General features: G+C 67.3%; 25 protein-coding genes and 1 pseudogene. 4 read left to right on the top strand and 22 right to left on the bottom strand.

Annotated elements, in window-relative coordinates:
* Positions 1–21: 21 nt before the first annotated feature.
* Entirely contained in the window at positions 22–729 is a 708-nt protein-coding gene (locus tag KF796_09785) for a substrate-binding domain-containing protein (GenBank protein ID MBX3586927.1), read from the bottom strand.
* A gap of 119 nt (positions 730–848) precedes the next feature.
* Here KF796_09785 and KF796_09780 point away from each other — a divergent pair, with 119 nt between their 5' ends.
* Positions 849–1,772 carry a LysR family transcriptional regulator gene (locus tag KF796_09780; protein MBX3586926.1) on the top strand — a complete coding sequence of 308 codons (924 nt, stop codon included), beginning with the start codon at positions 849–851 and terminating at the stop codon, positions 1,770–1,772.
* An 8-nt stretch (positions 1,773–1,780) separates the two neighbouring features.
* Here the strand turns inward: KF796_09780 and KF796_09775 are convergent, their stop codons facing one another.
* The 8 genes and pseudogenes from KF796_09775 to KF796_09740 form a co-directional block, all read right to left on the bottom strand.
* Entirely contained in the window at positions 1,781–2,683 is a 903-nt protein-coding gene (locus KF796_09775) for a DUF1932 domain-containing protein (protein MBX3586925.1), read from the bottom strand.
* Positions 2,684–2,703: 20 nt separating this feature from the next.
* Positions 2,704–3,665 (bottom strand): annotated as a pseudogene (locus tag KF796_09770) (tripartite tricarboxylate transporter substrate binding protein).
* Complete coding sequence (locus KF796_09765; protein ID MBX3586924.1) at positions 3,662–4,978, bottom strand: TRAP transporter large permease; 1,317 nt, start codon at positions 4,976–4,978, stop codon at positions 3,662–3,664. The pseudogene KF796_09770 and the gene KF796_09765 overlap by 4 nt, the downstream one beginning before the upstream one ends.
* Complete coding sequence (locus tag KF796_09760) at positions 4,975–5,499, bottom strand: TRAP transporter small permease (GenBank protein ID MBX3586923.1); 525 nt, start codon at positions 5,497–5,499, stop codon at positions 4,975–4,977. Before KF796_09760 ends, KF796_09765 begins: the two co-directional genes overlap by 4 nt.
* Before the next feature lie 65 nt (positions 5,500–5,564).
* Complete coding sequence (locus tag KF796_09755; protein ID MBX3586922.1) at positions 5,565–6,593, bottom strand: TRAP transporter substrate-binding protein; 1,029 nt, start codon at positions 6,591–6,593, stop codon at positions 5,565–5,567.
* A 180-nt stretch (positions 6,594–6,773) separates the two neighbouring features.
* Entirely contained in the window at positions 6,774–7,736 is a 963-nt protein-coding gene (locus KF796_09750; GenBank protein MBX3586921.1) for an oxidoreductase, read from the bottom strand.
* A 12-nt stretch (positions 7,737–7,748) separates the two neighbouring features.
* Positions 7,749–8,537, bottom strand: coding sequence for a GntR family transcriptional regulator (locus KF796_09745; protein ID MBX3586920.1), 789 nt, complete (start codon positions 8,535–8,537; stop codon positions 7,749–7,751).
* Positions 8,538–8,549: 12 nt separating this feature from the next.
* On the bottom strand, positions 8,550–9,668 hold the full coding sequence (locus KF796_09740) for an aromatic ring-hydroxylating dioxygenase subunit alpha (GenBank protein ID MBX3586919.1): 1,119 nt from the start codon (positions 9,666–9,668) through the stop codon (positions 8,550–8,552).
* A gap of 140 nt (positions 9,669–9,808) precedes the next feature.
* Between KF796_09740 and KF796_09735 the strand changes: the two genes are divergently transcribed.
* Positions 9,809–10,915 (top strand): 5-methyltetrahydropteroyltriglutamate--homocysteine S-methyltransferase, encoded by a 1,107-nt coding sequence (locus tag KF796_09735; protein ID MBX3586918.1) that lies wholly within the window; start codon positions 9,809–9,811, stop codon positions 10,913–10,915.
* 1 nt (position 10,916) lies between these two features.
* Here the strand turns inward: KF796_09735 and KF796_09730 are convergent, their stop codons facing one another.
* From KF796_09730 to KF796_09720, 3 genes are all read right to left on the bottom strand, one after another.
* The gene (locus KF796_09730; GenBank protein ID MBX3586917.1) at positions 10,917–11,588 is read right to left on the bottom strand and encodes a hypothetical protein; all 672 of its coding nucleotides are present in this window, start codon (positions 11,586–11,588) and stop codon (positions 10,917–10,919) included.
* A gap of 191 nt (positions 11,589–11,779) precedes the next feature.
* Complete coding sequence (locus KF796_09725; GenBank protein MBX3586916.1) at positions 11,780–12,523, bottom strand: DNA-3-methyladenine glycosylase I; 744 nt, start codon at positions 12,521–12,523, stop codon at positions 11,780–11,782.
* Positions 12,432–13,337 carry an SDR family oxidoreductase gene (locus KF796_09720; GenBank protein ID MBX3586915.1) on the bottom strand — a complete coding sequence of 302 codons (906 nt, stop codon included), beginning with the start codon at positions 13,335–13,337 and terminating at the stop codon, positions 12,432–12,434. The genes KF796_09725 and KF796_09720 overlap by 92 nt, the downstream gene beginning before the upstream one ends.
* Before the next feature lie 87 nt (positions 13,338–13,424).
* Between KF796_09720 and KF796_09715 the strand changes: the two genes are divergently transcribed.
* Positions 13,425–14,117 (top strand): glutathione S-transferase family protein, encoded by a 693-nt coding sequence (locus tag KF796_09715; protein ID MBX3586914.1) that lies wholly within the window; start codon positions 13,425–13,427, stop codon positions 14,115–14,117.
* A gap of 12 nt (positions 14,118–14,129) precedes the next feature.
* Here KF796_09715 and KF796_09710 read toward each other — a convergent pair whose 3' ends face one another.
* The 5 genes from KF796_09710 to KF796_09690 are packed head-to-tail and all read right to left on the bottom strand — an operon-like array spanning position 14,130 to position 19,243.
* Positions 14,130–15,419, bottom strand: coding sequence for a TRAP transporter large permease (locus KF796_09710; GenBank protein ID MBX3586913.1), 1,290 nt, complete (start codon positions 15,417–15,419; stop codon positions 14,130–14,132).
* Entirely contained in the window at positions 15,416–15,979 is a 564-nt protein-coding gene (locus tag KF796_09705; GenBank protein MBX3586912.1) for a TRAP transporter small permease, read from the bottom strand. The genes KF796_09710 and KF796_09705 overlap by 4 nt, the downstream gene beginning before the upstream one ends.
* A 19-nt stretch (positions 15,980–15,998) precedes the next feature.
* Entirely contained in the window at positions 15,999–17,015 is a 1,017-nt protein-coding gene (gene dctP / locus KF796_09700; protein ID MBX3586911.1) for a TRAP transporter substrate-binding protein DctP, read from the bottom strand.
* Between the two features lie 30 nt (positions 17,016–17,045).
* A complete protein-coding gene (locus KF796_09695; protein ID MBX3586910.1) occupies positions 17,046–18,245 on the bottom strand; it encodes a CoA transferase in 1,200 nt (399 codons plus the stop codon).
* A 23-nt stretch (positions 18,246–18,268) separates the two neighbouring features.
* A complete protein-coding gene (locus KF796_09690) occupies positions 18,269–19,243 on the bottom strand; it encodes a hydroxymethylglutaryl-CoA lyase (GenBank protein MBX3586909.1) in 975 nt (324 codons plus the stop codon).
* Positions 19,244–19,348: 105 nt separating this feature from the next.
* Between KF796_09690 and KF796_09685 the strand changes: the two genes are divergently transcribed.
* Positions 19,349–20,248 carry a LysR family transcriptional regulator gene (locus tag KF796_09685; GenBank protein MBX3586908.1) on the top strand — a complete coding sequence of 300 codons (900 nt, stop codon included), beginning with the start codon at positions 19,349–19,351 and terminating at the stop codon, positions 20,246–20,248.
* Between the two features lie 93 nt (positions 20,249–20,341).
* Here the strand turns inward: KF796_09685 and glxR are convergent, their stop codons facing one another.
* From glxR to KF796_09660, 5 genes are all read right to left on the bottom strand, one after another.
* Positions 20,342–21,238, bottom strand: a complete 897-nt coding sequence (glxR, locus tag KF796_09680) for a 2-hydroxy-3-oxopropionate reductase (GenBank protein ID MBX3586907.1) — start codon at positions 21,236–21,238, stop codon at positions 20,342–20,344.
* Between the two features lie 409 nt (positions 21,239–21,647).
* Positions 21,648–22,430 (bottom strand): 2-dehydro-3-deoxyglucarate aldolase, encoded by a 783-nt coding sequence (gene garL / locus KF796_09675; GenBank protein ID MBX3586906.1) that lies wholly within the window; start codon positions 22,428–22,430, stop codon positions 21,648–21,650.
* An 18-nt stretch (positions 22,431–22,448) separates the two neighbouring features.
* Positions 22,449–24,017 carry a galactarate dehydratase gene (gene garD / locus KF796_09670; protein ID MBX3586905.1) on the bottom strand — a complete coding sequence of 523 codons (1,569 nt, stop codon included), beginning with the start codon at positions 24,015–24,017 and terminating at the stop codon, positions 22,449–22,451.
* Between the two features lie 25 nt (positions 24,018–24,042).
* On the bottom strand, positions 24,043–25,326 hold the full coding sequence (locus KF796_09665; GenBank protein ID MBX3586904.1) for a TRAP transporter large permease: 1,284 nt from the start codon (positions 25,324–25,326) through the stop codon (positions 24,043–24,045).
* A gap of 2 nt (positions 25,327–25,328) precedes the next feature.
* Entirely contained in the window at positions 25,329–25,853 is a 525-nt protein-coding gene (locus KF796_09660; GenBank protein MBX3586903.1) for a TRAP transporter small permease, read from the bottom strand.
* Positions 25,854–25,855 lie beyond the last annotated feature (2 nt).

The following is a 25,855-nucleotide window of genomic DNA, read 5'->3' as shown; positions in this document are numbered from 1 at the left end:
GCTTGGTATCTCCTTGGTTGTTCAGATTCGGGCCGGTTCCATACCCTGGCGGCGCTTGGCCTCGTCGGCCAGCGGCCCGCTCATGAAGTCCAGCATGGCCGCCACGGCCCGCGCCTGCGGCGAGCCTGCCACCACCCCCACCGGAACGCCGGCCGAGAAGGTGGTGATGATCTGGATGGCTGGCGGCAAGGGGCCCACAACGGTGATGCCCTGCACGTTCAGCAGCTCGCTGAGCTGCTGGAAGCCCAGGGCCACGTCGCCACGCGCCACCAGTGAACCCACGGGCACACCGGGCGGGGCCTGGACCATGCGGCCCTCGATCTGCGGCGCGATGCCCCAGCGCTCAAAGAGCCGGGCCAGCGCGACCCCGCTGGGTCCGGTGGAATAGCTCAGGCTGGGCGCCGCCAGTACGGCGGCGCGCACCGCCTCCTCCGAGCTGATATCGGGCAAGGGCGTGCCCGCACGCACCGCCACCGCCACGCCCGAGCGCACCAGGTCCACCCGGCTTCCTGCCTGGAGATGGCCGGACGCCACGAGCTTGTCGATGGCGTCCGAGCCGAGAATCACCACGTCAAACGGTTCGCCCGCCTGCACGCGCCGGGCCGCATCGACACCGCCGACCGACTCGATGGCGACCCGATGGCCCGAGGCGGCCTCAAACGCCGAAGACAACTCCGCCAGCACCTGCCGGGTCGCCATGGACGAAATGCCCTTGATCACGCTTTGCATGCACACATTTTGTGCGGCCCCACCCGTGCGAGGAAGCCACCTGCCCGACTAGCAGGTATAGCGCTTTGGCATAATTTGCCCAAAGTTATACAAAACACTACAGGCCTGATTCTTCCGTCATGGATCTCAAGCAACTCGAGTATTTCGTCCGCGTCGCCGAGCTGGGCAGCTTCACGCGCGCGGCCATCGCGCTCGACGTGGCCCAGCCCGCGCTGAGCCGCCAGGTGCGCCTGCTCGAGGTGGAACTGCGGCAGAACCTGCTCACACGCAATGGCCGCGGGGCCTCCCCGACCGAGGCCGGCAAGCTGCTGCTGGAGCATGGCCGCGGCATCCTGCACCAGGTGGAGCGCGCCCGCGAGGAACTCGGGCGCGTGCGCGGCGCGCTGGCGGGCCGGGTGGCCATCGGCCTGCCGCCCAGCGTGGCCAAGGTGCTCACGGTGCCGCTGATCCGGGAGTTCCGCCGGCGCATGCCCGAGGCCACGCTGTCCATCACCGAGGGCCTGTCGGCGGCCATGCAGGAGTCGCTGGCCAACGGGCGGCTGGACATCGCCCTGCTCTACAACGCGGCGGCTTCGTCCGATATCGAGGCGACCTTGCTGCTCGAGGAAGACCTGTACCTGGTGCAGCGCCAGGGTGACGCATCGGCGGCGCTGCTCAAGCAGCCGGTGACGCTGCGTGAGCTGGCCAGCCTGCCCCTGGTGATTCCGAGCCGGCCCAATGCCATCCGCATGATCGTGGAGGCCGAGCTGGCCAGCCTGGGCAGCCCGCCCGAGATTGCGCTGGAGATCGACGGCGTGGCCGCCATTCTGGAACTGGTGGCCGATGGCGCCGGCAACGCGGTGCTGTCGCGCAACGCGGTCTACACCTCGGCTCGCCCCAAGGCCTTTGCCATGCGGCCCATCACAGGCAGCGGCGCCGGGACGCAGCGCCTGCGCAGCAAGCTGTCGATCGCCACCAGTTCGCAGCGCCCGGCCACACTCACGCAAAAAGCGATGCTGGAACTGATCCAGCAGACTGCCAAGGCACTGATTTCAGCGCGCTGACAACCCGCTCATTTGCTGGCCCGCGCAGCCAGCAAGCAGTCGGCATAGTCCTGCCAGCGGGCGCCCTTGGCCACGCTGGCAAAGGCCCCGGCCCGGGCCTGGTCGGCCACCCACTGCTGCTTGTCGGCAATGGCCTGGGCCATGAAGGGTTCAAAGCCCGCTTCGCGCACGGTGTTGGCGGATTCGCGCATTTCCTCGGCCCGGCGCTGGCCGTGCTGCACCACGCGGCTGAAGAAGTAGGCGCCTTGCTTCTCCCAGTCGATCGACGGAAACGTCTCGGCCAGCGTGGGCAGCACATGGTCTTCCACGCCGTAGGCGCGCGCGGTGCTGTAGCTTTCAATCACCAGGGCCTCCAGGCCCTTGATCATCACGCTGCGGCACATCTTGATGGCACTGGCCACGCCAAGCTTGTCGCTCACGGCCTTGGCATCCATGCCCCAGCCATTGAGCAGACCGGCAAGAGACCCGGCCTGCGCGCCACCCAGCAGCATGGGCACCTTGATGCCATAGGGCGGCACCGAGGTCATGACGCCGGCTTCCACATAGTGGGCGCCGGTGGCGTCAATCAAGGCCGCGGCCTGCTGCTTGGTGCCCGGCGACGCCGAATTGAGGTCCAGGAACACGCAGCCCGCGCGAATGTGTTGCGCGGCTTCGCGCGCCACCGCGAGGGTGTTGGAGGCCGTGACCGCCGAAATGACCAGGTCGCTGGATTCACACAGCGCGCGCGCCGAGCCATGGGCGGTGACGCCATTGCGCGAAGCGTGGTCCAGCTCTGCGCCGCGTCGCTCTGGCTGGTCAAACTTGAGGTCCCAGGCGCCCATGGCGGTCACGCCGGGCTGGTCCTTGAGCCCCAGGCAAAAGGTCTTGCCCACCTCACCGTAGCCGATCAGGCCAATCCGCGGCAACTTCATTGCATGTCTCCTTCAGGTGCTCACTGGCGGGCGATTTTCGCGCGGGCAATCACCTCCTGCCAGCGGCGGATGTCCGCGTCCAGGTGGTCGGCCAGCTGGGCCGGGCTGCTGCCCCGGGCGTTCAGGTTGAGGTCGAGCAGGCGCTTCTTCACGTCGGGCAAGGCCAGGGCCGCCTGCACCTCGCGGCTCAGGCGCCCCACCACCGCGGCCGGGGTGCGGGCCGGCGCGGCCAGGCCGTTCCAGGAGCCCACGCTGAAGCTGGCCAGTGCCGCCCGCTCTCCCGTGCCGTGGGCACCTGCGGCAACTGCGGCGCCCGCGTCGCCCCGAGCACGGCCAGCGGGCGCAGGGCCCCGGCGGTGATCTGGGGCATCAGCGGACCCAGGATGTCGACCTGCGCGTCGATCTGGCCGCCGCGCAGTGCATTGATGACCGGCGGCGTGCCGTTGAACGGCACCACCTGCACGTCGATCGCAGCGGCGGCCTTGAACAGCTCGGCAGCCAGGTTCTGCGTGGTGCCGATCTGGGGCGTGCCGATGTTGATCTGGCCCGGGTGGGCCCGCGCATGGGCCAGCAGTTCGGCCAGGCTGCGAAACCGGCTGCCCTCGCTGACCACCAGGGCAAGGTCAAAGGTGGCCAGCAGCGACACCGGCGCAAAGTCTTTCTGGGTGTCAAACGGCAGCGACTTGAACAGCGCCGCGCTCACCGCCGTGCCGCTGCTGATGAGCAGCAGGGTGTTGCCATCGGGCTCGGCGCGCGCGACCAGCTCGCCGGCCACAATGCCGCCGGCGCTGGGCCGGTTGTCGATCACCACGGGCTGGCCCAGGGCCTCGGCCAGCTTCTGGCCCACGGTGCGGGCCGTGATGTCGGCCGCGCCGCCCGCGCCATTGGGCACCACGATGCGAAGGGGCCGCGAGGCCGTCTGGGCCCGCGAGCTCTGCGCAGCCGCCAGCAGGCTCAGCGCAAGCAGGTGGCGCCGGTTCACAGCCTCAGCGCGAACAGGGTGATGGACGGGAACAGCGTGAGGATCACGATGCGGATCAGGTCGCTGGCCACAAAGGGCATGGCGCCGCGGAAGGTGTGGCTCATGGGGATGTCGCGCGCGATCGAGTTGATCACGAACAGATTCATGCCCACCGGGGGCGTGATCATGCCCACCTCCACCGCGATCAGCACCAGGATGCCGAACCAGATGGCGAACTGCTCGCCATGGATGCCGTAGTCCAGGCCCGACACGATGGGGAAGAAGATCGGGATGGTCAGCAGGATCATGGACAGCGAGTCCATGAAGCAGCCCATGATCAGGTACAGCACGATGATGGCCGACAGCACCGCCCACGGGCTCAGGCCCGACGACGCCACGATGGTGGCGGCCTGCTGCGGCAACTGGGACAGCGCCAGGAAGGTGTTGTACACACTGGCACCCAGCACGATCATGAAGATCATGCCCGTGGCCACGGCCGTGCCAATCAGGGCCTGGCGCAGCTTGGCGCGGTTCATCGAGCCGTTCAACCAGGCCACCAGACCGGTGCCCGCCGCGCCAATGCCCGCACCTTCGGTCGGCGTGAAGATGCCGCCATAAATGCCGCCCACGACCACAAGGAACAGCGTGAGCACCGGCCAGACCTTGCGGGTTTCGCGCCAGCGCTCCTTCATGGGCATGGGCTCGGCCTTGCCGGCGCTGCCGGGGCTCACGCGCACATAGATGGCCACCACGATCATGTAGCCGATCATGGCCAGGATGCCGGGAATGAAAGCCGCCAGGAACAGCTTGGCAATGTTCTGCTCGGTCAGGATGGCGTAGATCACCAGCACGATGGACGGCGGAATCAGGATGCCCAGCGTGCCCCCCGCGGCCAGGCAGCCCGTGGCCAGCGCGCCAGAGTAGCCGCTCTTGCGCAGTTCAGGCAGCGCCACCTGGCCCATGGTGGCGGCCGTGGCCACCGACGAGCCGCAGATCGCGCCAAAACCGGCGCAGGCGCCAATGGCCGCCAGCGCCACGCCACCGCGGCGATGGCCCAGCCAGGCCTGCGCGGCCTTGAACAGCGCGGCCGACATGCCCCCGATGGACGCGAACTGCCCCATCAGCAGGAACAGCGGCACCACCGACAGCGAGTAGCTGGAGAAGGTGGCGTAGGTCACCTGCTTCAACTGGTTGAGGATGGGCGAGATCTGCCCATAGACCATCCACGCCCCGCCAAAGCCGCACACCAGCATCGACAGGCCGATGGGCACGCGCAGAAATATCAGCGCCATCAGGATCGGGAACGACCACAGCGCGAGTTCCATGCCGCTCATACATGGCCTCCGGCTTCTTCAGCCGACCAGCCGGCAGGTGCATGGGCGATGCCGATCTCGACCAGGGTCTTGGTCAGGTAGGTGATGCAGCCAATCACGGCCCCGGCGAGTGACACCGCGTAGGCCCACCAGACGGGGATCTGCAGGATGAAGGTGGTCTCCCCCTCGCCGTGCTTGTCCATCATGGCAATGCCCAGGCGCCAGGTCAGGATCACCCAGATGGCCAGCATCAGCACATCGCTGAACACCGTCAGGAACCGCTGGGCCCAGCGCGGCAGGTGCATGTAGATGATGTCCACCATGGCATGGCCGTTCTTGAGGTAGCACCAGGGCAGGAAGAAGAAGACCACCACGGCCGTGGCCATCTCCACCATTTCGAAATCGCCGGGCACCGGGCCCAGCCCGATGGAGATGAGCGCGCGGCCACTGACGCTCACCACCACCATGACGGCGATGGCGGTCAGCAGCAGGCCACCCAGATAAGCCAGCCATTCGGCCGTGCGGTAAACAAGTTTGACCATGTTGGATGCAGCGCGGGGCACCTGAGTGCCCCGCTGGAGTGGGTTGACGGGAGGTGCCGGCTATCTTACTTGGAGTACTTCTCGACCAGCGCCCGGGCCTCGGCCGCCAGCTTGGCGCCGTCAATGCCCTTGCCCTTCATCTCGGCCACCCAGTCGGACTCGACCACGCTGGCCGTGCGGCGCCAGCGCTGCGTTTCGGCCACGTCGAGCGCGACGATCTTGTTGCCGGCCTTGACCGCAATCTCGTGGCCCACCTTGTCGCCATCGTCCATGGCCTTGCCAAACATGGCCGCGGCCACCATGCCGGAGTTGTCGTCGATCACCTTCTTGAGGTCGGCCGGCAGCTTTTCATAGGCTGCCTTGTTCATCGCAAAGGCGAAAGTCTGGGTGTACAGGCCGTACTTGCCCGCGAACGTGGTGTGGTTGTGCACCAGCTGCGAGACCTTGAGCGCCGGCGTCACTTCCCAGGGGATGGTGGTGCCGTCGATCACGCCCTTGGACAGCGCCTCGGTCACGGCCGGCACGGGCATGCCCACAGGCGTGGCACCCAGCTTGGTCAGCATGTTGTTGATGATGCGCGAGCCGCCACGGATCTTCATGCCGCGCAGCGAGTCCATGCTCGTCACCGGGTCCTTGGTGTGGAACAGGCCCGGGCCATGGGTGTGCACGCAGATCAGCTTGACGTCCTTGAACTCGTCCATGTCGTATTTCTCGACATATTCCTGGAAGGCCCTGGAGCTCGCCTCGGCGGTGGTCGTCATGAACGGCAGCTCGAACACCTCGGCCTTGTTGAAGCGGCCGGGGGTGTAGCCCAGCACCGTCCAGGTCAGGTCCACCACGCCGTCCTTGGCCTGGTCAAACAGCTGGGGGGGCGTGCCACCGAGCTGCATGGCGTGAAACAGCTGCACCTTGATCTTGCCGCCCGACTCTTTTTCGACCTTCTGGGCCCAGGGGATCAGCGCACGGGCCGGGATGGTGGCTTGCGGCGGCAGCATCTGGTGCAGTCGCAGCGTGACCTGCTGGGCCATGGTGTAGCCGGAGGCGCACAGGGCGGCGGCCGCGACGGCGGTCTTGACGAAGGCTCTTTTGTTCATTGCAGTCTCCAGTAAGGGCGAATCAAAAAGAAAGATGCGGAACCAGCTACGTTGGCCAGTGCCTGCCAGGGACGCTGTGATTGTCGCCCTCCCCGCCAGTGAACGGAATGGGGGAACACGCTCTATCAGTTATCTGTTTTTGCTATACCAAGTGACGAGCTATCTCATGCGACGACGGAGTCAATCCGCCCGCCAGGCCGAATCCAGCGTCACGCTGCCCACCACGCGCGAGACGCAGGCGCAGATGCGGCGGTTGGCCTGCTTTTCATGCTCGCTGAGGAACACATCGCGGTGGTCGATGGTGCCGTCCACGGCCACCACGTCGACGGCGCACAGGCCGCACTCGCCGCGCTTGCAATCCGACAGGGTCTGCACGCCGGCGCTTTCCAGCGCGTCGAGCAGGCTGCAGTCGGCCGGCACGGTGATGTCGAGCCGATGCCGCGGAATCTGCACCCGGAACGCCTGGGGCGCGAGGTGGCCGCTGCTGCCAAAGGTCTCAAAGCGCAGGTCGGCCTGCGGCCGGCCCGCGTCGGCCCAGGCCTGGCGCGCCGCATCGAGCATGGGCGCGGGGCCACAGACGTACATTTGCGCGCCCGGTGCCAGGGCGGCCACCTCGGCCGCGAAGTCAATGCGTCGGCCGGTCACGGTTTGCAGGGCGTCGCCCAGGCAGGCGCCCAGTTCGTGGGCATACGCCAGCTCCGCCGCGTCACGGGCTGCGTAGCGCATGCGCACGCCGGCGCCACGCGCGGCCAGGGCTTGCGCCATGCCCACCAGCGGCGTGATGCCGATGCCGCCCGCCACCAGCAGGTAGGCCGGCGCATCCCAGGCCAGCGCAAAGTGGTTTTGCGGTTCGCTGATGCGCAGCCGGTCGCCCTGCGCGAGCTGCCACATGGCGCGCGAGCCGCCACGGCCTGCGTCCAGCCGCTTGACGGCAATGCGGTAGGCCTCGCCATCGGCGGGCCCGACCAGCGAGTACGAGCGCACCTGGGGCTGCCCGCCCACCAGCACCTCCAGCTGCAGGTGACTGCCCGGGGCATGCGGCACGGCGCCCTGCGTGGGGCGGATGGTGAATTCGCGCACCGTGGGCGTGAGGTCGCGGATCGACTGGATGTGGGCATCGGCCCAGGTCTGGCTGCTTTTCATGGGAATCGGGTTTCAGCTTCGTTTGCGGATCAGGCGCACACCGGGCATCTGGTCCAGGTCATGGCTTTTCACGGCCTCGCGCAGGTTGCGCTGGGCCATGCGGGAGTGCTCGCGCATCAGGGCGTCGGCGCGCGCGCCCTCGCGCCGCTCGATGGCGTCCAGCACCTGCCAGTGCTGGTCCTGCGCGACGATGAGCATGTCGCGCGCCTGCGGCGAATTGGCCTGCACCACCACAAAGCCCGAGGGCGACGCAAACGGCAGGCTGGCCACGCGCTCGAGCTCGCGCGCCATGAAGGCACTGCCCGACAGCTCGCCGAGCAGCCCATGGAAGCGGCCGTTCAGCCGCACGTAGGCTGAAAAATCCTCGTCGCTGAGCGCGGGCTGTTTCAGCACCTCGTCAATCGCACTCAGGCACTCGCGCGCCTCGTTCATCACCACGGGCGCCACACCGCGCTCGGCCGCCAGCCGCGCGGCCAGGCCTTCGATGGTGCCGCGCAGCTCGATGGCTTCGGACACGTCGCGCTCCGAAAAGGTCCGCACGGCATAGCCGCCGTTGGGCAGGGACTCGATCAGGCCTTCCTGCTCCAGCCGCATCAGCGCCGCGCGGATCGGCGTGCGCGACACGCCCAGCCGCTCGACGATGCTGAGCTCGGCAATCCGGGTGCCGCCGGGCAGTTCGCCGGCCAGGATCATCTCGCGCAGGCGCAATTGCGCCCGCACCTGGGCGCTTTCAGTGCCCAATGAGGCTGGAGTCCAGGCCCCTTGGGCACTGTCCGCTATCAAATCAGGAGCGTTCTTCATGCCGCGGGTCTCTCAGGCGGCGCGCCGGATCGGGATCACCGGGGCGCCGCCGCCCTGCCCGCGCTCCCGCGCCACCATGCCGTCGATCAGGCGGCGCGCCCACATGGAGCCGGCGTCAATGTTCAGGTTGTAGAACTGGTGGTCGGGGTGCTCGTCCATGGCTTTCTGCTGCGCCTCCAGCACCAGCTCGTCTTCACGGAAGATGCTGGCCACGCCCTCGCGCAGTTGGTGCGTGAGGCGCTGCTCATTCAGGCAGTAATTGCGCGCAAACGCCCAGAAGTAATGGCAGGTGCCGTCGGTCTCGGGCGTGATGGTGTTGAGCACATAGCCATTGACGCCGCGGCGGCGGTCGCTGTGCGCCGGGTCGCCCTGGTTGCCCCCGGGCGGGATGGCGCCCGTGCCCGCCTCGGCCACGCCCACGTCAATCACCACGGTGCACGGCGCCTCGAAGCGGATGATCTGCCAGCGGTCCACCTTGCCTTCATAGCCCAGGCCCTGCCTGATCTGGCTGGCCCAGAACGGCGGCGCGTCGATGTTCTCCATCCAGCGCGTCACCGTGGCCGTGCGGTCGCCATGGGTGGCTACAAACGGCGCCTCGGCCACCGCGCGCTGGCCAATGCTGGAGCCGTGCACGAAGGTCTCGTGCGTGAGGTCCATGAGGTTGTCCACCACCAGCCGGTAGTCGCACTTCACGGTGATCAGCTTGCCATCGCCCGCCCATTCGGGGTCGTGGTTCCAGTGCATGTCGGGCACCAGGGCCGGGTCGGCCTTGGCGGGGTCGCCGGGCCAGACCCAGACAAAGCGGTGCTTCTCCACCACCGGGTAGCTGCGCACACAGGCCGAGGGGTTGAGCGTCTCCTGGCTGGGCATGTGGGTGCAGCGGCCCTGGGCGTTGTAGACCAGGCCGTGGTAGCCACAGGTCAACTCGTCGCCGTCCAGCCGCCCCATGGACAGCGGCAGCAGCCGGTGCCAGCAGGCGTCTTCGAGCACGGCCACGGCGCCATCGGTCTTGCGGAACATCACCAGCTTCTGCTTGCACACGGTGCGGGCCATGAGCTGGCGGCCGACCTCCACGTCGTAGGCGGCGGCGTACCAGGCGTTCAAGGGAAAGGAAGGTTGAGCGGCTTTCATGGATACTCAATGTATACAGAAAATCGAAAAAATCAAGCATTTTTGCCAAAAATTGGGTTCTATCAGCTATTCATGTATTCAATAGCTGGTCAGAAGCATGATCTAACATCCCATGAAATTCATCCCCTCAGGAGACATCCATGACCCAGCTCCCCGCCCGCTATGACCATGTGGGCAGTTTTCTGCGCCCGCAATACCTACTGGAGGCGCGCGCCCAGAAGGCCGCCGGTGACATCAGCCCCGAACAGCTGCGGGACGTGGAAGACAAGGCCATCAGCGAGATCGTCAGGTTCCAGGAAGACATCGGCCTGAAGAGCATCACCGACGGCGAGTTCCGCCGCACCTATTTCCACATCGACTTCCTCGAGCAGATGGGTGGCGTCAAGACCGACATCCCGGTCACCATCCGCAAGCCCGACGGCACCGAAGAACTCGCCCCGCCGGTGATGCGCGTGATCGACAAGGTGCGCCACGTCAAGGACATCCAGCTGGCCGACTTCAACTACCTCAAAACGCAGGTCAGCGCCGGCCACACTCCCAAGGTGACCATCCCCTCGCCCACCATGCTGCACTTTCGCGGTGGCCGCGCCGGCATCAGCAAGGACGCCTACCCCGAGCTCGACCCGGTGTTCTACGACGACGTGGCCAGGGCCTATGGCGACGAGCTTCGTTCACTGGCCGCCGCCGGCTGCACCTATGTGCAGATGGACGACACCAACCTGGCCTACCTGTGCGACCCCAAGATGCGTGAGGCGGCCCGCCAGCGCGGCGACGACCCCGACGAGCTGCCGCACCGCTATGCCGGCTTCATCAACAAGGTGGTGGCGCAAAAGCCCGAGGGCATGCTGCTGGCCATGCACCTGTGCCGGGGCAACTTCAAGAGCACGCACGCCGCCGCCGGCAACTACGAACCCGTGGCCGAGGCGCTGCTCAAGGAAATGAACCTGGACGCCTACTTCATGGAGTACGACGACGACCGCAGCGGCGACTTCAAGCCCCTGCGCTACCTGCCCAAGGGCAAGACCGTGGTGCTGGGCCTGGTCACCACCAAGTTCGGCGCCATGGAAAGCAAGGACGCGCTGAAGCGCCGCATTGAGGAAGCCGCGAAATACGCGCCCATGGAACAACTGGCGCTGAGCCCGCAATGCGGCTTCTCCAGCACCGTGCACGGCAACAACATTGCCGTGGAAGACCAGCGCAACAAGCTGCGGCTGGTGGTGGAAACGGCGCAGGAGATGTGGGGCTGAATCAGCAGACGTTCGAGGGCGCGCCCACGCAACTGCCCGACGCCGGGTTGTACGCCTGGCAGCTGAACGGGCACTTGGGCAGGTTGGCCGGGTCCCAGGGGTTCTTGGGCAATGGCGTGATCGCCGTGGGGGCCGGCGCGGGCGACGGCGGCAGCACGGCCGTGATGTCCACCACCTTGGGCTGCCAGCGCGTGCCAATGTTCACGGCCTGGCAGGCTTCACCTGGAGGCGTGTTCAAGTTGGTCAGGCCGCCGACGCGCACGATCGGAAACTTGTAGATTTCGCCGAGCAGACAATTGGTGTTCCTGGCCGGGTGGGCCCGTCCGCCCACCGTGCCGCCGCTGCCGGGTGTGCAGCCGGCGCCATAGCAGTCACCACCACTGTTCCAGGCGCTGCCAGCCTTGCAGCCATTGCCGTAGCAATTGCCCCCCACGGTGTTGCCGTTGCCAGCCTGGCAGCCATCGCCGACACAGTCACCGCCGGTGTTGCCGGCATAGCCGGCGCCGCAATAGTGCCCAAAGCAGGATCCGCCCAGCGTGCCGGCGTCCTGAGCGCGGCACGAGACCGCATAGCAACTGGCCCCCACGGTCTGCGCCACGGCCGCCACCGCGACAAACATCGAAACGAAAAGCAGCAGTGCCGAAAGCAGCCTGCCGATTGAATACCTGGCCATACCATCCTCCTGAAACGGCCCGTTGGCGGGCCTGTTGACGTTGCGGGGATGGCAAGCAGCGGCGCCACGCGTTGCGCGTGAAGCCTTGTTTTCCTCCCCGTTTCCTGCCGCTGTGGCAGCGGTACCGGCAGTAGAGTGCAAGCCCTCCGGGAAGTCAAGGCCCGGGAAGAGCGCCTCGATGAAACCCGGCCTCAACGGGGCGGCTTGAACTTCCTGCGCGCGGCCAGCGCCGCCTCGCGCGTGGCGCAGCCCTCGTAGTGGTCGTTGACCAGGCCCATGGCCTGCATGAACGCATAGACCGTGGTGGGACCGACAAAACTCCAGCCGCGCTTTTTCAGGTCCTTGGAAATGGCCACGGATTCGGCCGAGGTGGTGATGGCGCGCAGGGCCTCGCGCGTGACACGCGCGGGCCGGGTCGCCGGGTCGGGCTCGTGCCGCCAGAAGTACGCCGCCAGCGAGCCGAATTCGTCGCGCAGCGCGATGGCCCGCCTGGCGTTGTTGATGGCCGAGACGATCTTGCCGCGATGGCGCACGATGGCGGCATCGGCCACCAGCCGCTGCACATCGCCATCGTCAAACCGGGCCATGGCCTCCACGTCAAAGTTGGCAAAGCCGGCGCGAAACCCCTCACGCTTGTTCAGGATGGTGAGCCAGCTCAGCCCGCTCTGAAAGCCCTCCAGGCAGATCTTTTCAAACAGGCGCCGGTCGTCCGCCACGGGGAAGCCCCATTCGCGGTCGTGGTACTGCTGGTAGAACGGCGTGGCCTGGCACCAGGTGCAGCGGCACACGCCGCTGTCATCGGCAAACAGGCCCTCGGCCAGCACGGGTGGGGATGCGACCTTTTTAACCACGCTGCGCCCTGTCCTTGGCGTTCTGCGCCTCGATGCGCTCGCGCGCGGCCAGCCAGTCCGGGTCGCTCCAGCTGCGCAGCTCATAGAAGTTGCCGCCCGTGGCCAGCGCGTTGCCGCCGTCCATCATGATGCTCTGGCCCGTGAGCCAGTCGCACTGGCCCGGTGCCATCAGGAAGGTGGACAGGTTCTGCAGCTCGCTCATGCGGCCCTCGCGCGCCATGGGGTTGGTGGCGCGGCTGCGCGCGCCGGGCTCCTCGCCCGGGTTCAGCCGCTTGCTCATGCCCTCGGTGGGGATCTCGCCGGGCCCCACGGCATTGAGGCGCACGCCAAACTTCGCCCACTCCACGGCCAGCGACTTGGTCATCACGTCGATGCCCGCCTTGCTCATGGCCGAGGGCACCACATAGGGGCTGCCGTTGTCCACCCAGGTGGTGATGATGCTCATCACGCTGCGGTAGGGTTGCGCCGGCGTCCACTCCCCGGCCTTGGCCTGCGCCACCCAGCGCTTGCCCACGGCCTGGGTCACATAGAAGGTGCCATGGAAGACGATGTTGGCCACCGCGTCAAAGCCGCGCGGTGAAAGGTGCTCGGTCGGCGAAATGAAATTGCCCGCGGCATTGTTGACCAGCCCACTCAGGCCGCCCGAGGCGAACAGCTCGCCCACCATGTCGTCCACGGCCTGCGCGACGCGGATGTCCACGCCAAAGGTGTCAATGCGCCGCTGCGGGAATTGCGCGCGCCAGGCCTGGGCCGTCTCGTCGCACACCGCCTTGCGGCGCCCGCAGATCGCCACGTCGGCGCCCAGCGCGAGAAACTGGGTGGCCATGGCCCGGCCCAGGCCGGTGCCGCCGCCGGTCACCAGAATGCGCTGGCCGGCCATGAGTTGGTTCTGGAACATGCGTGTCTCCTTGGGTGGGATGATGAGGCCGCCATCAGGCAATGCCTGCTGACAACCTCAGACCATCCCAATGCTAAGGTGTTTGGCATGAGCACGCAGACCGCCCCCAACCTCCCCCGCCCCGTCCTTTACTCGGGCCCGCTGAGCATGTTCGGCGCCAAGGTCCAGATCGCCGCGCTCGAAAAGGGCCTGGACTTTGAACTCGTCATGGTGGACTACGAATCCACGCGCGGCTACGAGCCCAGGCACCCCGAGGTGCTGCGCGTGAACCCCAAGCGCCAGGTGCCGGTGCTGGTGCATGGCACGCTGGACCTGTTTGATTCCACCCAGATCTTCGAGTACCTCGAAGACCTGCAGCCCAAGCCTGCCCTGTGGCCGCGCGAGCCGCAGGTCCGGGCCCGGGCGCGGCTGCTGGAGCACCAGTCCGACGAGGTGTATTTCCCGCACGTGATCCGCCTCATGGGCTTGCAAGACCAACTGCGGGGCGAGGCCGCCCTGGCCGCGATTGAGGCCGCCACCCGCTACTACGAAGCCATGGACAGGCAACTGGCGGGGCGCGACTGGCTGGCCGGCGACTATGGCTTTGCCGATATCGCGTTCTACATGGCCGCGTTGTTTGGCGAGCGTCAGGGCGCGCCCGTCACGGCCACCACGCCGCGTCTGCTGGACTGGCGCGAACGCATGGGCCAGCGGCCGCCGGTGCGCAGCGTGGCCGGCGCCATGGGCCGCTGGCTGGCCTCGGTGGGCCGGCCGGTGCCCGCCTTCATGCAAAGGCTGTAGGCCGGCCCGCGCTCAGCGGTTGCGCATGGTGCCGGGCAGCCACAGCGCAATCTGCGGCCAGATCATCACCAGCGCCATCACCACGATCATCAGCGCCACATAGGGCGCGGCGCCGCGCACGATGGGCCCCATCGGTGACCTGGTGATGGCCTTGATGGTGAACAGGTTCATGCCCACGGGCGGCGTGATCTGCGCCAGCTCCAGGTTGATGACCAGCAGCACGCCGTACCAGATCGGGTTGATGTGCAGCTGGGCCATGGCCGGCATGATCACAGGCGTGGTGATCAGGATGATGGAGATGGACTCCAGGAACATCCCCAGCACAAAGATCAGCGCCATCATCACGATCAGGAAGCCCGCAACGCCGATATCCGCGGCAATCACCGCCTGCACCACCTGCTGCGGAATGCGCAGCTTGGTCAGCACGTGGCCAAACACCGCGGCACCGGCCAGGATCATGAACAGCATGGCCGACACCTTGCACGCGTCCAGCGCCGAGCCCCAGATGGCGCGCACCCCCACCGTACGGTAGATCACCACCGACACGAACAGCGCCAGCCAGGCACCGGCGGCGGCCGCCTCGGTGGCCGTGAACAGGCCCGCGTACATGCCGCCCAGCACGAACACCGGCAGCGAGAATGCCCACAGCGACTTGCGGATGGCCACCAGCGCCTCGCGCAGCGTGGCGCGGGTCTCGCGCTCGATGTGGCGGTGCGCCACGGCGGTGCTGACCATGCTCCAGCCCACAAACACGCCGGCCATCAGCAGCCCGGGCAGGATGCCGGCCATGAACAGCCCGCCGATCGAGGTGTCGGTGGTCACGCCGTACAGCACCATGGGCCCCGAAGGCGGAATCAGGATGCCCAGCGTGCCGCCGGCCGCCACCAGGCCATAGGCGGCCTTGGGGTCGTAGCCGTAGCGGATCATCTGCGGAATGGCCACGGCGCCAATGGTCAGCGCGGTGGCCACGCTGGAGCCCGAAATGGCGGCAAAAATCGTGCAGGCCAGGATGGTCGCGATGCCCAGGCCACCGGGCAGGTGGCGTGTGAGCGTGTAGGCCGTGTTGTACAGGTCGTCAACGATCTTGCCGCGGATCATGATCTGCGCCATGAACGCAAACAGCGGGATCGCCACCAGCAGGTAGCGGTTGATCTCGCCAAAGATCACCTCGGTGACCGAGCCCAGCTCGCCCTGCGTGGCCAGCAGCAGGCCGCCGCCAAACAGCGCCAGGCCCGCAAAGATCGGCAGGCCCGTGAACAGCAGCAGCAACAGGCCCAGAAAAACCAGCGCAATGGTGGTCATCGGGCCTCCCGGTCCAGCGCATGCCCGCCGCCCAGCGGGGGCAACTCGGCCAGCGCGCGCCACAGCCCCTCGGCCGCCGCGAGCAGCAGCAGCGTGCCGCCCACGGGCATCAGCAGCATCAGCATCCAGGTGGGCCACTCGAGCGCGCCCTCGGTCAAGAGCCCGAGCCGGCGCGCCAGCATGGCCGTGCCCCAGCCGTTGGCCACCAGCACGCCGGCAATGGCCACCGTGGCCAGCGTGGCCCAGACCTGGGCCCAGCGCCGCGCGGGCGGCGACAGCCGCTCCACCAGCAGGTCCACGCCAATGTGCTCGCCGCTGCGCAGCGTCTGGGCCGCGGCCAGCATCACGATGGCCACCAGGCAAAAGCCCACAATGTCGTCGACCCACACCGGCGCTGCGTTGAAGACATAGCGCATCACCACGGCCCAGCCAATCAGGGCCAGCGAGGCCAGCAGCGCCAGCGCGGCCAGCGCCATGGCGGTGGCGCACAGCAGCGACACCACGCGGCTCAGGCCACGCAGCGCCGCCCCGCCCCCCGCGGCGGAAGAATCACGGTCCATGCTTTGCACCGGGCCGGGTTCAGAGCCGGTCAATCAGTTCAAGCAGCTTGACGCCGTCGGGCGCGGTGGCGCTGAGGAACTCCTTCTTGACGGCGGGCTGCATCGCATCGGCCACGGCCTTTTCCTGGGCCTTGGTCAGCGCGATGGTCTTCATGCCGTTGTCATTGAGCACCTTGACGTCCTCGGCCGGCACGCCATCCTTGGTCAGGATGGAGCGCTTGACGGCGGCGTCCGCGGCCTTCTGGATGGCGGCGCGCACGTCCGGCGGCAAGCCGTTCCACCAGGCCGGGTTCACAACGAGGTTGTCATAGGCCAGGATGATGTTGGAGGCCACGCCGAACTTCTGCACTTCATAGAACTTGCGGCTGTGCGCGGCCTTGACGCCGGTGAAGCCCGCGTCGAGCACGCCGGTCTGCAGCGCCTGGTAGACCTCGGAGCCCGGCATGGCCGAGGGCGCCGCGCCCATGGCCGACAGGCCCGCGTCGAACAGCTTGTTCAGGCCGCGGATCTTCAGGCCGGCAAAGTCCGCCGGGGTGACCAGCGGCTTGCTGTTGGAAGTGAAGATGCCGTCATTCGTGTCCACGATCCAGGCGATGTTCTTCACACCCTTGGCCTCCATCTTGGCGTCCAGCAGCTTGGACGCTTCGGACCCGATGAAGGCCTTCTGCTTGGCCACCGAGGTCATGAGGTAGGGAATGATGGTGACGCTCATCTCGGGGATGCTGCCGCCCCACTGGAAGCTCAGCATGGCCGCGGCCTCGATCTTGCCGCTGGCCACGGCCGGGTGGTTCTGGTTGGGCTTGAACAGCTGGGCGGCGCCAAAGTTCTGCACCTCGACGCGGCCCTTGGTGGCGGCCTTGACGTCCTTGGCGAACTGGTCAAGGTTCAGCGCCGTGTGGTGGGTCGGCGGGAACTGGTGGCTGATGCGCATGGTGAACTCGGCCGCCAGCGCGGGGCCGGTCAGGCCGAACGCGCCCAGGGCCGCCAGCAGCCAGCGGCGCGAGAGCTTGAAAGGCAAGGGAGTGGAATGGTTCATGGTCTTGTCTCCTGTGGTTATCAAAAAAATTCAGGCCACGGTGTGCGCGGCACGCAATCGCCCGATCTCGCCGGGACTGTAGCCCAGACCGGCCAGCAGTTCGTCGGTGTGCTCGCCGAGTGCCGGCGGATGCAGGCGCACGCCCAGGCGTTCGCCGCCCATGGTGATGGGGAACAGCGTGGTCTTGACGGTCTCGCCAGCCTTGGGGCCGTCGGGCAGGCGAACGTCGGCCAGGCCACCGGTGGCCAGCAGGTGTTCGTCGTCGTACAGGTCTTCGGGCCGGCGGATCGGGGCAAACGGCAGGCCGGCCTTTTCCATCAGGGCGGACAGCTGCGAAGCTGATCGGTGAACGATGCGCTCGCCAATGGTTTGCAGCAGCCGCGGGCGCTGGGCGACACGCAGGTTGTTGGTGGCCAGGCCGGGCTCGGCCTTGAGGTCGGCAAAGCCCAGCACATCGCAAAAGGTCATCCACTGCGCGTCGCTCACCGCGGCCAGGAATATCTGCTCGCCGTCCTTGACCGTGAACACGTCGTACACCGCCCAGGGGTTGTCGCGCGCGGGCATGGGCGCGGGGTGCTTGCCCGTCATGGCGAACTGCAGCATGTGCTGGCCCATGAGGAACACATTGTTCTCGTACAGCGCCGATTGCACCTCCATGCCCTTGCCGGTGATGCCGCGCTGGATCAGCGCGCCCAGCGCACCAATGGCGCCAAACAGGCCGCCCATGATGTCGTTGACGCTGGTGCCGGCGCGCAGCGGATCGCCGGGACGCCCCGTCATGTAGGCCAGCCCGCCCATCATCTGCACCACCTCGTCCAGCGCCGTGCGGTGGTCATAGGGCCCGGGCAGGAAGCCCTTGTGGCTCACGTGGATCAGGCGCGGGTTGGCGGCCGACAAGGCGGCGTAGTCCAGCCCGTACTTGCCCATGGTGCCGGGCTTGAAGTTCTCGGCCACCACGTCGGCGCTGGCGCACAGCTTGCGCGCGATGGCCGCACCCTCGGGGCTGTGCAGGTCGATGCCGATGCTCTTCTTGTTGCGGTTGAACATGGGGAAGAAGCCCGCGCCCGCGCCTAGCAGGCGGCGCGTGCGGTCGCCATCGACCGGTTCGACCTTGATGACCTCGGCCCCCATGTCGGCCAGCACCATGCCGCAGGTCGGCCCCATCACCATGTGGGTGAATTCGACCACGCGCAGGCCGGTCAGTGGCTGGGGAACGGGGGTGTCTTGCATCGTGTTGTCCGGGTTCGACGGCGTCATGCGCAGGAGGCTCCGGCTGTGGCACCCGTGGCCTGCAGGGTGCGCGGCAAGCCGGCGCGCCACAGCGTGCCATGCAGGGTTTCGCCGTCGAGCCACGATGCTACCCGCTGGCGCAGCGCCAGCAGCGCAGGAATGTCCTGCCCAGTGGCGATGCCCATGCTCGCCATCAGATACGCCAGGTCTTCGGTGGTCACGTTGCCGCTGGCCCCGGGCGCATGCGGGCAGCCGCCAATGCCGGCCAGACAGGCGTCAAACCGGGTCACGCCCAGCTGCAGCGCGGCAAACACATTGGCCAGGCCCAGGCCACGGGTGTCGTGGAAATGGCCGCAATTGAGCTTGTCGCCGGCCTCGGGCAGCAGCAGTGCAAACAGGTCCTGCACCATGGCCGGGTCGGCATAGCCCACGGTGTCGGCCAGGCTCACCCGGTCCGCCCCCGCGTCCAATACGGCGCGCACCAGGCGCTGCACCTCGGCGGGCTCCACCCGGCCCTGCAGCGTGCAGCCAAAGGCGGTGCTGATGCCCACCTCAATCAAGGTGCGCGACCCCGAGGCCTCGCGCGCTTCAACGATGCGCTCGATGTCGGCCACCACGTCGTCTGGCGTCTTGCGCAGGTTGGCCAGGCTGTGCGCATGGCTGGCCGACAGCGGCAGCAGCATGAGCTCGGCCTCGCATTCCATGGCCCGCTGCGCGCCCTTGAGGTTGGGCACCAGCACCGAGGCCACCAGGCCGGGCAGCGTCCGGGCAAAGGCCAGCACCTGTGCGGTGTCCGCCAGTTGCGGCAGCAGCCGGGCCGGCACAAAGGAGCCGACTTCGATCTCGCGCTGGCCGGCGTCGTAGGCGCCCTGGATCCAGGCCAGCTTCTGCTCGGTGGGCATGACGCGGGCGATGCTTTGCAGGCCATCGCGCAGGCCCGTTTCGCGGATCTGGACGTGGCGGGGCAGGCCCGCCGTGGCAGAGGGGGTGGGGATCAAGGCTTGTCTCCTTTTGAATGCCGGTTGGCGCGAGTCTAGATTTTCCAGATCAAGCCAGCAAATCACATTTGGAACGCTTAAAATTCCAAACCGGAATATCTAACCATGCGCGACCTGGACCTCACTACCCTGCGGCTGTTCGTCACGGTCTGCGAGACCGGCAATATCGCGCGCGCGGGCGAGCAGGCCCACATTGCCGGCTCCGCCATCAGCAAACGCCTGGCCCAGCTGGAAGACACCGTGGGCACACCGCTGCTGCTGCGCAAGCGCCATGGCGTGGCGCCCACCGCCGCCGGCGACACCTTGCTGGAGCACGCGCGCGCCATGTTGGCCAGTGCCGGGCGCATCGAGCGCGACATGGCCGCCTATGCGGCCGGCGTGCGCGGGCAGGTGCGCATCCTGGCCTCGGCGTCGGCCCTGGCCGAATCGCTGGCCGACGACGTGGCGGCCTTTTTGCAGGCCCCCGACCACCGCAACATCCAGGTCGACATGGAAGAGCGCGTGAGCCCAGAGATCGTCCGCGGCGTGAGCGATGGCACGGCCTCGGTCGGGGTCTGCTGGGACGCGGTGAACGCCGGCGCGCTCACCACGCGGCCCTATCGCAACGACCACCTCGCGGTGGTGGTGCCCGCGGACCACGCGCTGGCCAGGCGCAGGCGGGTGCGCTTTGCCGACACGCTGGACTACGAGCATGTGAGCCTGCCCGTGGCCAGCGCCGTGCATGTGATGATGCAGCGCGCCGCTGCCGCGCAGGGCCGCAGCCTGGGTCACCGCGTGGTGGTGGCCAACTTCGAGGCCGCCATGCGCGTGGTGCGCGCGCGGCTGGCCATCAGCGTGGTGCCGCGCGAAGTGGCGGAGATCTACGCCCAGGCCTACGGCGTGCGCATCCTCACGCTGGACGAGCCCTGGGCCCAGCGGCGCTTCATCATCTGCCACAGGGCCAATGTGTCACCCGCCGCGCAGCTGCTGGTGGACCATCTGGCCGCCCAGGCGGCTCCCGCCTGAGGTTTTCAAGCCAAACAGGGCTGGAGTCCATGACTGGCGGCCATCGTGCGCTACCAAATAGATAGCAAACGGAGCCGCCGGGCAGCGCAGTGTTCAGGCGTCCTGCGCCTGTGCCACGGGGTGATTGGCCATGAGTTCCAGCGCGCGCACCAGCGCTGAATGGTCCAGGTCCTGCAGGCCGTTGGCCGCGCACACCTGCATCAGCTGCGCCGCGCCCGCGGTCTGCGGCAGCGCCACGCCCAGCGTGCGCGCGCCCTGCAGCGCCAGGCCCAGGTCCTTCTGGTGCAGGCCAATGCGAAAGCCGGGGTTGAAGGTGCGCTTGATCATGCGTTCACCGTGGACCTCGAGGATGCGGCTGGCCGCAAAGCCGCCCATCAGCGCCTGGCGCACCTTGGCCGGGTCAGCGCCGGCCTTGCTGGCAAACAGCAGGGCCTCGCCCACGGCCGCGATGTTCAGCGCCACGATGATCTGGTTGGCCACCTTGCAGGTCTGGCCGTCGCCATTGCCGCCCACCAGCGTGATGTTCTTGCCCATGAGCCCGAACAGCGGCTTGACGCGCTCGAACGCGGCGTCGGGCCCGCCCACCATGATGGTCAGGCTGGCCGCCCTGGCGCCCACCTCGCCGCCGGACACGGGCGCGTCCAGGTAGTCGGCGCCCAGCGCGTTGATCTGGCGGGCAAATGCCTTGGTGTCCATGGGCGAGATGGAGCTCATGTCCACCACAGTCTTGCCCTTGCTGAGGCCGGCCGCCACGCCCTGCTCGCCAAACAGCACCTGTTGCACATCCGGTGTGTCGGGCAGCATCAGAAAGACGATGTCGGCGTTCTGCGCCACCTCCTGCGCAGTCTTGCAGACCACGGTCTTGCCTGTCTGCAGTGACTCAGGCACCTTGCTGCGCGTGGCCAGGAACACCTCGTGCCCCGCAGCGACCAGATGCCCGGCCATGGGCGCGCCCATGATGCCCAGGCCGATGAATCCGAGTTTGCTCATTGCTCTTTCCTTTTCGCTTGTGAAACTTCTCTTTTCGTTCCGCGGGCTGGCGGCGACGGTGCCCGCCTCCGCTCATGTCTCGGGTCCGAGGATTGCCGGCAGCGGGTGCCCGCCTCCGCTCGTGTCCCCCGGTCCGTGCTGCGCACGGCCCTCCTCCTTAACCTCGCTGCGGCAGGCACCCGCTGCCGGCAATCCTCTACACCTGTGCGGGGGTTGCGTCAAAACTCCTCACGCGCAACCAGGTTGGCAGGATCAGGTGGGCAGGGCGCTCTGCGCAGCGAGGTCAAGGAGGAGGATGGGCGCAGCCCATCCGGGGGACACGAGCGGAGCAGAGTACCCTGCCCGCCTGATCCCGAAGAAGCGCAGCCGCGACAGGGAGACACGAATGCCCAACCCCTTCGCAACAGGATTAGCCACGGTATTTGTCCAACAGCGCCTGGGAGGCAGAGCGAAACACGCCAAGATCGCTACCCACCCCCACAAAGGTGGCCCCCATGGCGATGTAGCGGCGCGCATCGGCTTCCACCGGCGCCAGGATGCCGGTGGGCTTGCCGCAGGCCTTGGCGTCGGCAAATACGGCGGCAATGGCTGCCTGCACGTCGGGGTGGCCGGCATTGCCCAGGTGGCCCAGGCCCGCGGCCAGGTCTGAGGGGCCGACAAAGATGCAGTCCACGCCGTCGAGCGCCGCAATGTCTCGCGCGGCCGCCACACCGGCGCGGCTTTCAATCTGCACCATCACGCAGATGTGGTCGTTGATCGACTTCAGGTAGTCAGGCACCGTGCCGTAGCGGTTGCCGCGCTGCGACACCGAGACGCCGCGAATGCCCTGGGGCGGGTAGCGCGTGGCCTGCACCGCGCTGCGGGCTTCTTCGGCGCTTTCCACAAACGGCACCAGGAAGTTGTAGAAGCCCGCGTCCAGCAGGCGCTTGATCTCGACCGCGTTGTTGCTGGATGGTCGGACCACGGGCGCGCTCGCGCTGTCCTTGAGCGCCATGAGCTGCGGGATGAAGGTGGTCACGTCGTTGGGCGAGTGCTCGCCGTCCAGCAGGATCCAGTCAAAGCCGGCCAGGCCCAGCACCTCGGTGGTGATGGCGTTGGACAACGACGACCAGCAGCCGATCAGCAGCTTGCCCGCGCGCAGGTCGCGCTTGAAACCGTTGGGAAAAGCCTGGTAGGGAATGGTGGAGGTCATGCGGTTCTCGGGGGAAATTCAGGTCACGGGCGCGGGGTTGAACAGCACCAGCGCGTTGTGCAGCTTCCAGTGCTCGGCCCAGGTTTTCTTGCGGCCACTGGCCACCTCCAGCATGAGGCGAAACAGCTCCCAGCCCAAGTCCTCGATGCTGGCCTCGCCATCGGCAATGCGCCCGGCGTTCACGTCCATCAAATCGTGCCAGCGGCGCGCCAGGTCGGTGCGCGTGGCCACCTTGATCACCGGCACGGCTGCCAGGCCATAGGGCGTGCCGCGGCCGGTGGTGAACACATGCAGGTTCATGCCCGCGGCCAGCTGCAGGGTGCCGCAGATGAAGTCGCTGGCCGGCGTGGCCGCGTAGATCAAGCCCTTTTGCCTGAGCTTCTCGCCCGGCGACAGCACGCCGCTGATCGGCGCGCTGCCCGACTTGACGATGGAGCCCATGGCCTTCTCGACAATGTTGGACAGCCCCCCCGCCTTGTTGCCCGGGGTGGTGTTGGCACTGCGGTCCACCATGCCCTTGTGCAGGTAGGCGTCGTACCAGGCCATCTCGCGGATCATGGCCTGCGCCACCTCGGGCGAGCTGGCGCGCGAGGTGAGCTGGTCGATGCCGTCGCGCACCTCGGTGGTCTCCGAGAACATCACCGTGGCGCCCGCGCGCACCAGCAAGTCGGTGCAAAAACCCACGGCCGGGTTGGCCGTGACGCCGCTGAACGCATCGCTGCCGCCGCACTGCACGCCCACCACCAGTTCGCTGGCGGGCACGGTCTCGCGCCGGCGCGCATTCAGCCGCGCGAGGTGCACGCGCGCCTGGGTGACGATGGAGTCGATCATGGACATGAAGCCCACGTGGCCGGCGTCCTGCAGGCACACCACGTCGAGCGCAGGCTGCTGCGCGTTGCGTTCATCGACAATCGCAAAGCTTCCCGGCGGCATCAGCCGCTCAGGCTGCAGCTTCTCGCAGCCCAGGCTGACCACCATGACCTCGCCGCCAAAGTTGGGGTTGAGGCTGATGTTGCGCAGCGTGCGAATCGGGATGTCGGCCCCCGGCGCGTCAATGGCCACGCCGCAGCCATAGGTGTGCTCCAGGCCCACCACGTCGTCCACGTGGGGGAACAGCGGCAGCAGCTCGGCCTTGATGCGCTGCACCGCAAAGTCCACCACCCCTGCCACGCATTGCACCGTGGTGGTGATGGCCAGGATGTTGCGCGTACCCACCGAGCCATCGGCATTGCGGTAGCCCTCGAAGGTGTAGCCGTCCAGCGCTGCAAACGGTGGCGGCTTGACGGTGGCGATGGGCAGCCCATCCAGCGAACGGGCGGCGGGCATGTCCAGCAGGCGCTCATGGACCCAGCTGCCGGCCGCAATGGGTTTGGCCGCGCGGCCGATCACCACGTTGTAGCGCCGCACGGCTTCGCCCTGGGCGATGTCGGTCAGCGCCACCTTGTGGCCTTGCGGCACCTTGTCGCGCAGCACCAGGCCATCGGCCATCACGGTGCCCGCGGGCAGGCCGCCGTCATTGGCCACGATGGCCACGTTGTCGGCCGCATGCATGCGGATGCTCAGGGGGGATCGGGGGCTTGGACTCATGTTGTATCGGCCGGGCAATTGACTTTCACAGACCCATGCTGCGCGGCAGCCACATGGACAGCGCGGGCACATAGGTCACGATGCCCAGCACGATCACCAGCAGGCCAAAGAAAGGCAGCAGCGCCTTCACCACCTGCTCGATCGGCAGCTTGCCCACCGCGCTGCCCACAAACAGCACCGAGCCCACGGGCGGCGTGATCAGCCCGATGCCCAGGTTGACGATCATGATCATGCCGAAATGCACGGGATCCACGCCCACGGCCTTGACCACGGGCAGCAGGATGGGCGTGAGGATGAGCAGCAGCGCCGCCATGTCCATCAGCGTGCCAAGCATCAGCAGCAGCGCGTTGATGGCCAGCAGGATCATGTAGCGGTTGTCGGTGAGCGAGGTCAGCGCCGTGGTGATCTTCAGCGGGATCTGCATCAGCGTCATGATGTAGCCAAAGCTCGCGGCAAAGCCGATCAGGATCATGACGATGGACACCGTCTTGACCGTGCGGTGCATGAGCTTGGGCATGTCGCGCCACTTGTAGTCCCGGTAGATGAACATCGTGACGAAAAAGGCCCACAGCACCGCGATCGACGCCGACTCGGTGGCGGTGAACACGCCACTGAGGATGCCGCCCAGGATGATGCCCATGGTGGCCAGGCCCCACAGCGCATCGCCAGCAATGCGCAGCGCCTGCCCGATCGGCATGGCCTGTCCCTTGGGAAAGTTGCGCTTGCGCGCGATGTACAGGCAATAGGTGGCCAGGGTCAGCCCCAGCAGCAGGCCCGGGAGCACGCCAGCCATGAACAGCGCCGCGATGGAGATCGAACCGCCCGCCGCCATGGAGTAGATCACCGCGTTGTGGCTGGGCGGGATCAGGGTGGCCTGAATGGACCCGCTCACGGTCAGCGCCGTGGCGAAGTCGCGCGGATAGCCCTTGCGCACCATCTCGGGCACCATCACCGAGCCGATGGAGGCCGTGTCGGCCACCGACGAGCCCGAAATCGCGCCAAAGAAAGTGGACGCCAGGATGTTCACCAATGACAGACCGCCGCGCACAAAGCCCACCAGCACGCTGGCGAACGCGACCAGCCGGCGCGACATGCCGCCCTCGGCCATGATGGCCCCGGCCAGCACGAAGAAGGGAATCGCCAGCAGCGAGAACTTGTTGACCCCGCTGGCGATCTGGATCATGACGGCGTCGACCGGCAACTCGATCCACAGCGCCCCCACCAGGGCGGCCAGGCCCAGCGAATAAGCCACCGGCATGCCGATCAGCACCAGCAAGGCAAAGCTGCCCAACAGCACAAAAGCGTCCATGCTCAGGCCCCCGCCTCTTCGACCTGGTGGTCGATGCACACCACCGCGCGATGGACCTGGGTGCCAAAGAGCATGGTTTCAACCACGAAGATCAGGGTGAACAGTCCACCCAGCGGCACGGGCGAGTAAGTCACCCCCACGGGCAGCCAGGGCAGGTCCGCCAGTGTCTGGCCCATGGTTTCCAGGCTCAGCTTGCCGCCGTAATAGATCATGAACAGGCTGATCACCACCATCAGCAGGCTGACCGCCAGCCGGCACACGCCTTGCAGCGCCGGCGGCATGCGGTCGGTCAGCATGGCCACGGCGATGTGCGCCCCCGCACGGTAGGCGGCGGCCGCGCCAAAAAAGGTGAAGCACACCATCAGCAGGATGGCGATGGGCTCGGGCCATTGCGCGCCAAAGCCCAGCACGTAGCGTGCAAAGACCCCCACCGGAATGATCAGGCTCATCAGCAGGATGGACAGGCCCGCGATCCAGATGCAGGCGAGGTACAGCTGGTCCAGGGCGCGGTGCAATGTGTTCGCCATGG

The sequence above is a fragment of the Ramlibacter sp. genome, from assembly GCA_019635435.1.
GTDB lineage: Bacteria > Pseudomonadota > Gammaproteobacteria > Burkholderiales > Burkholderiaceae_C > JAHBZM01.
Note: the sequence above shows the minus strand (reverse complement) of the source record. Positions and strands in the feature narration are given on the sequence as shown.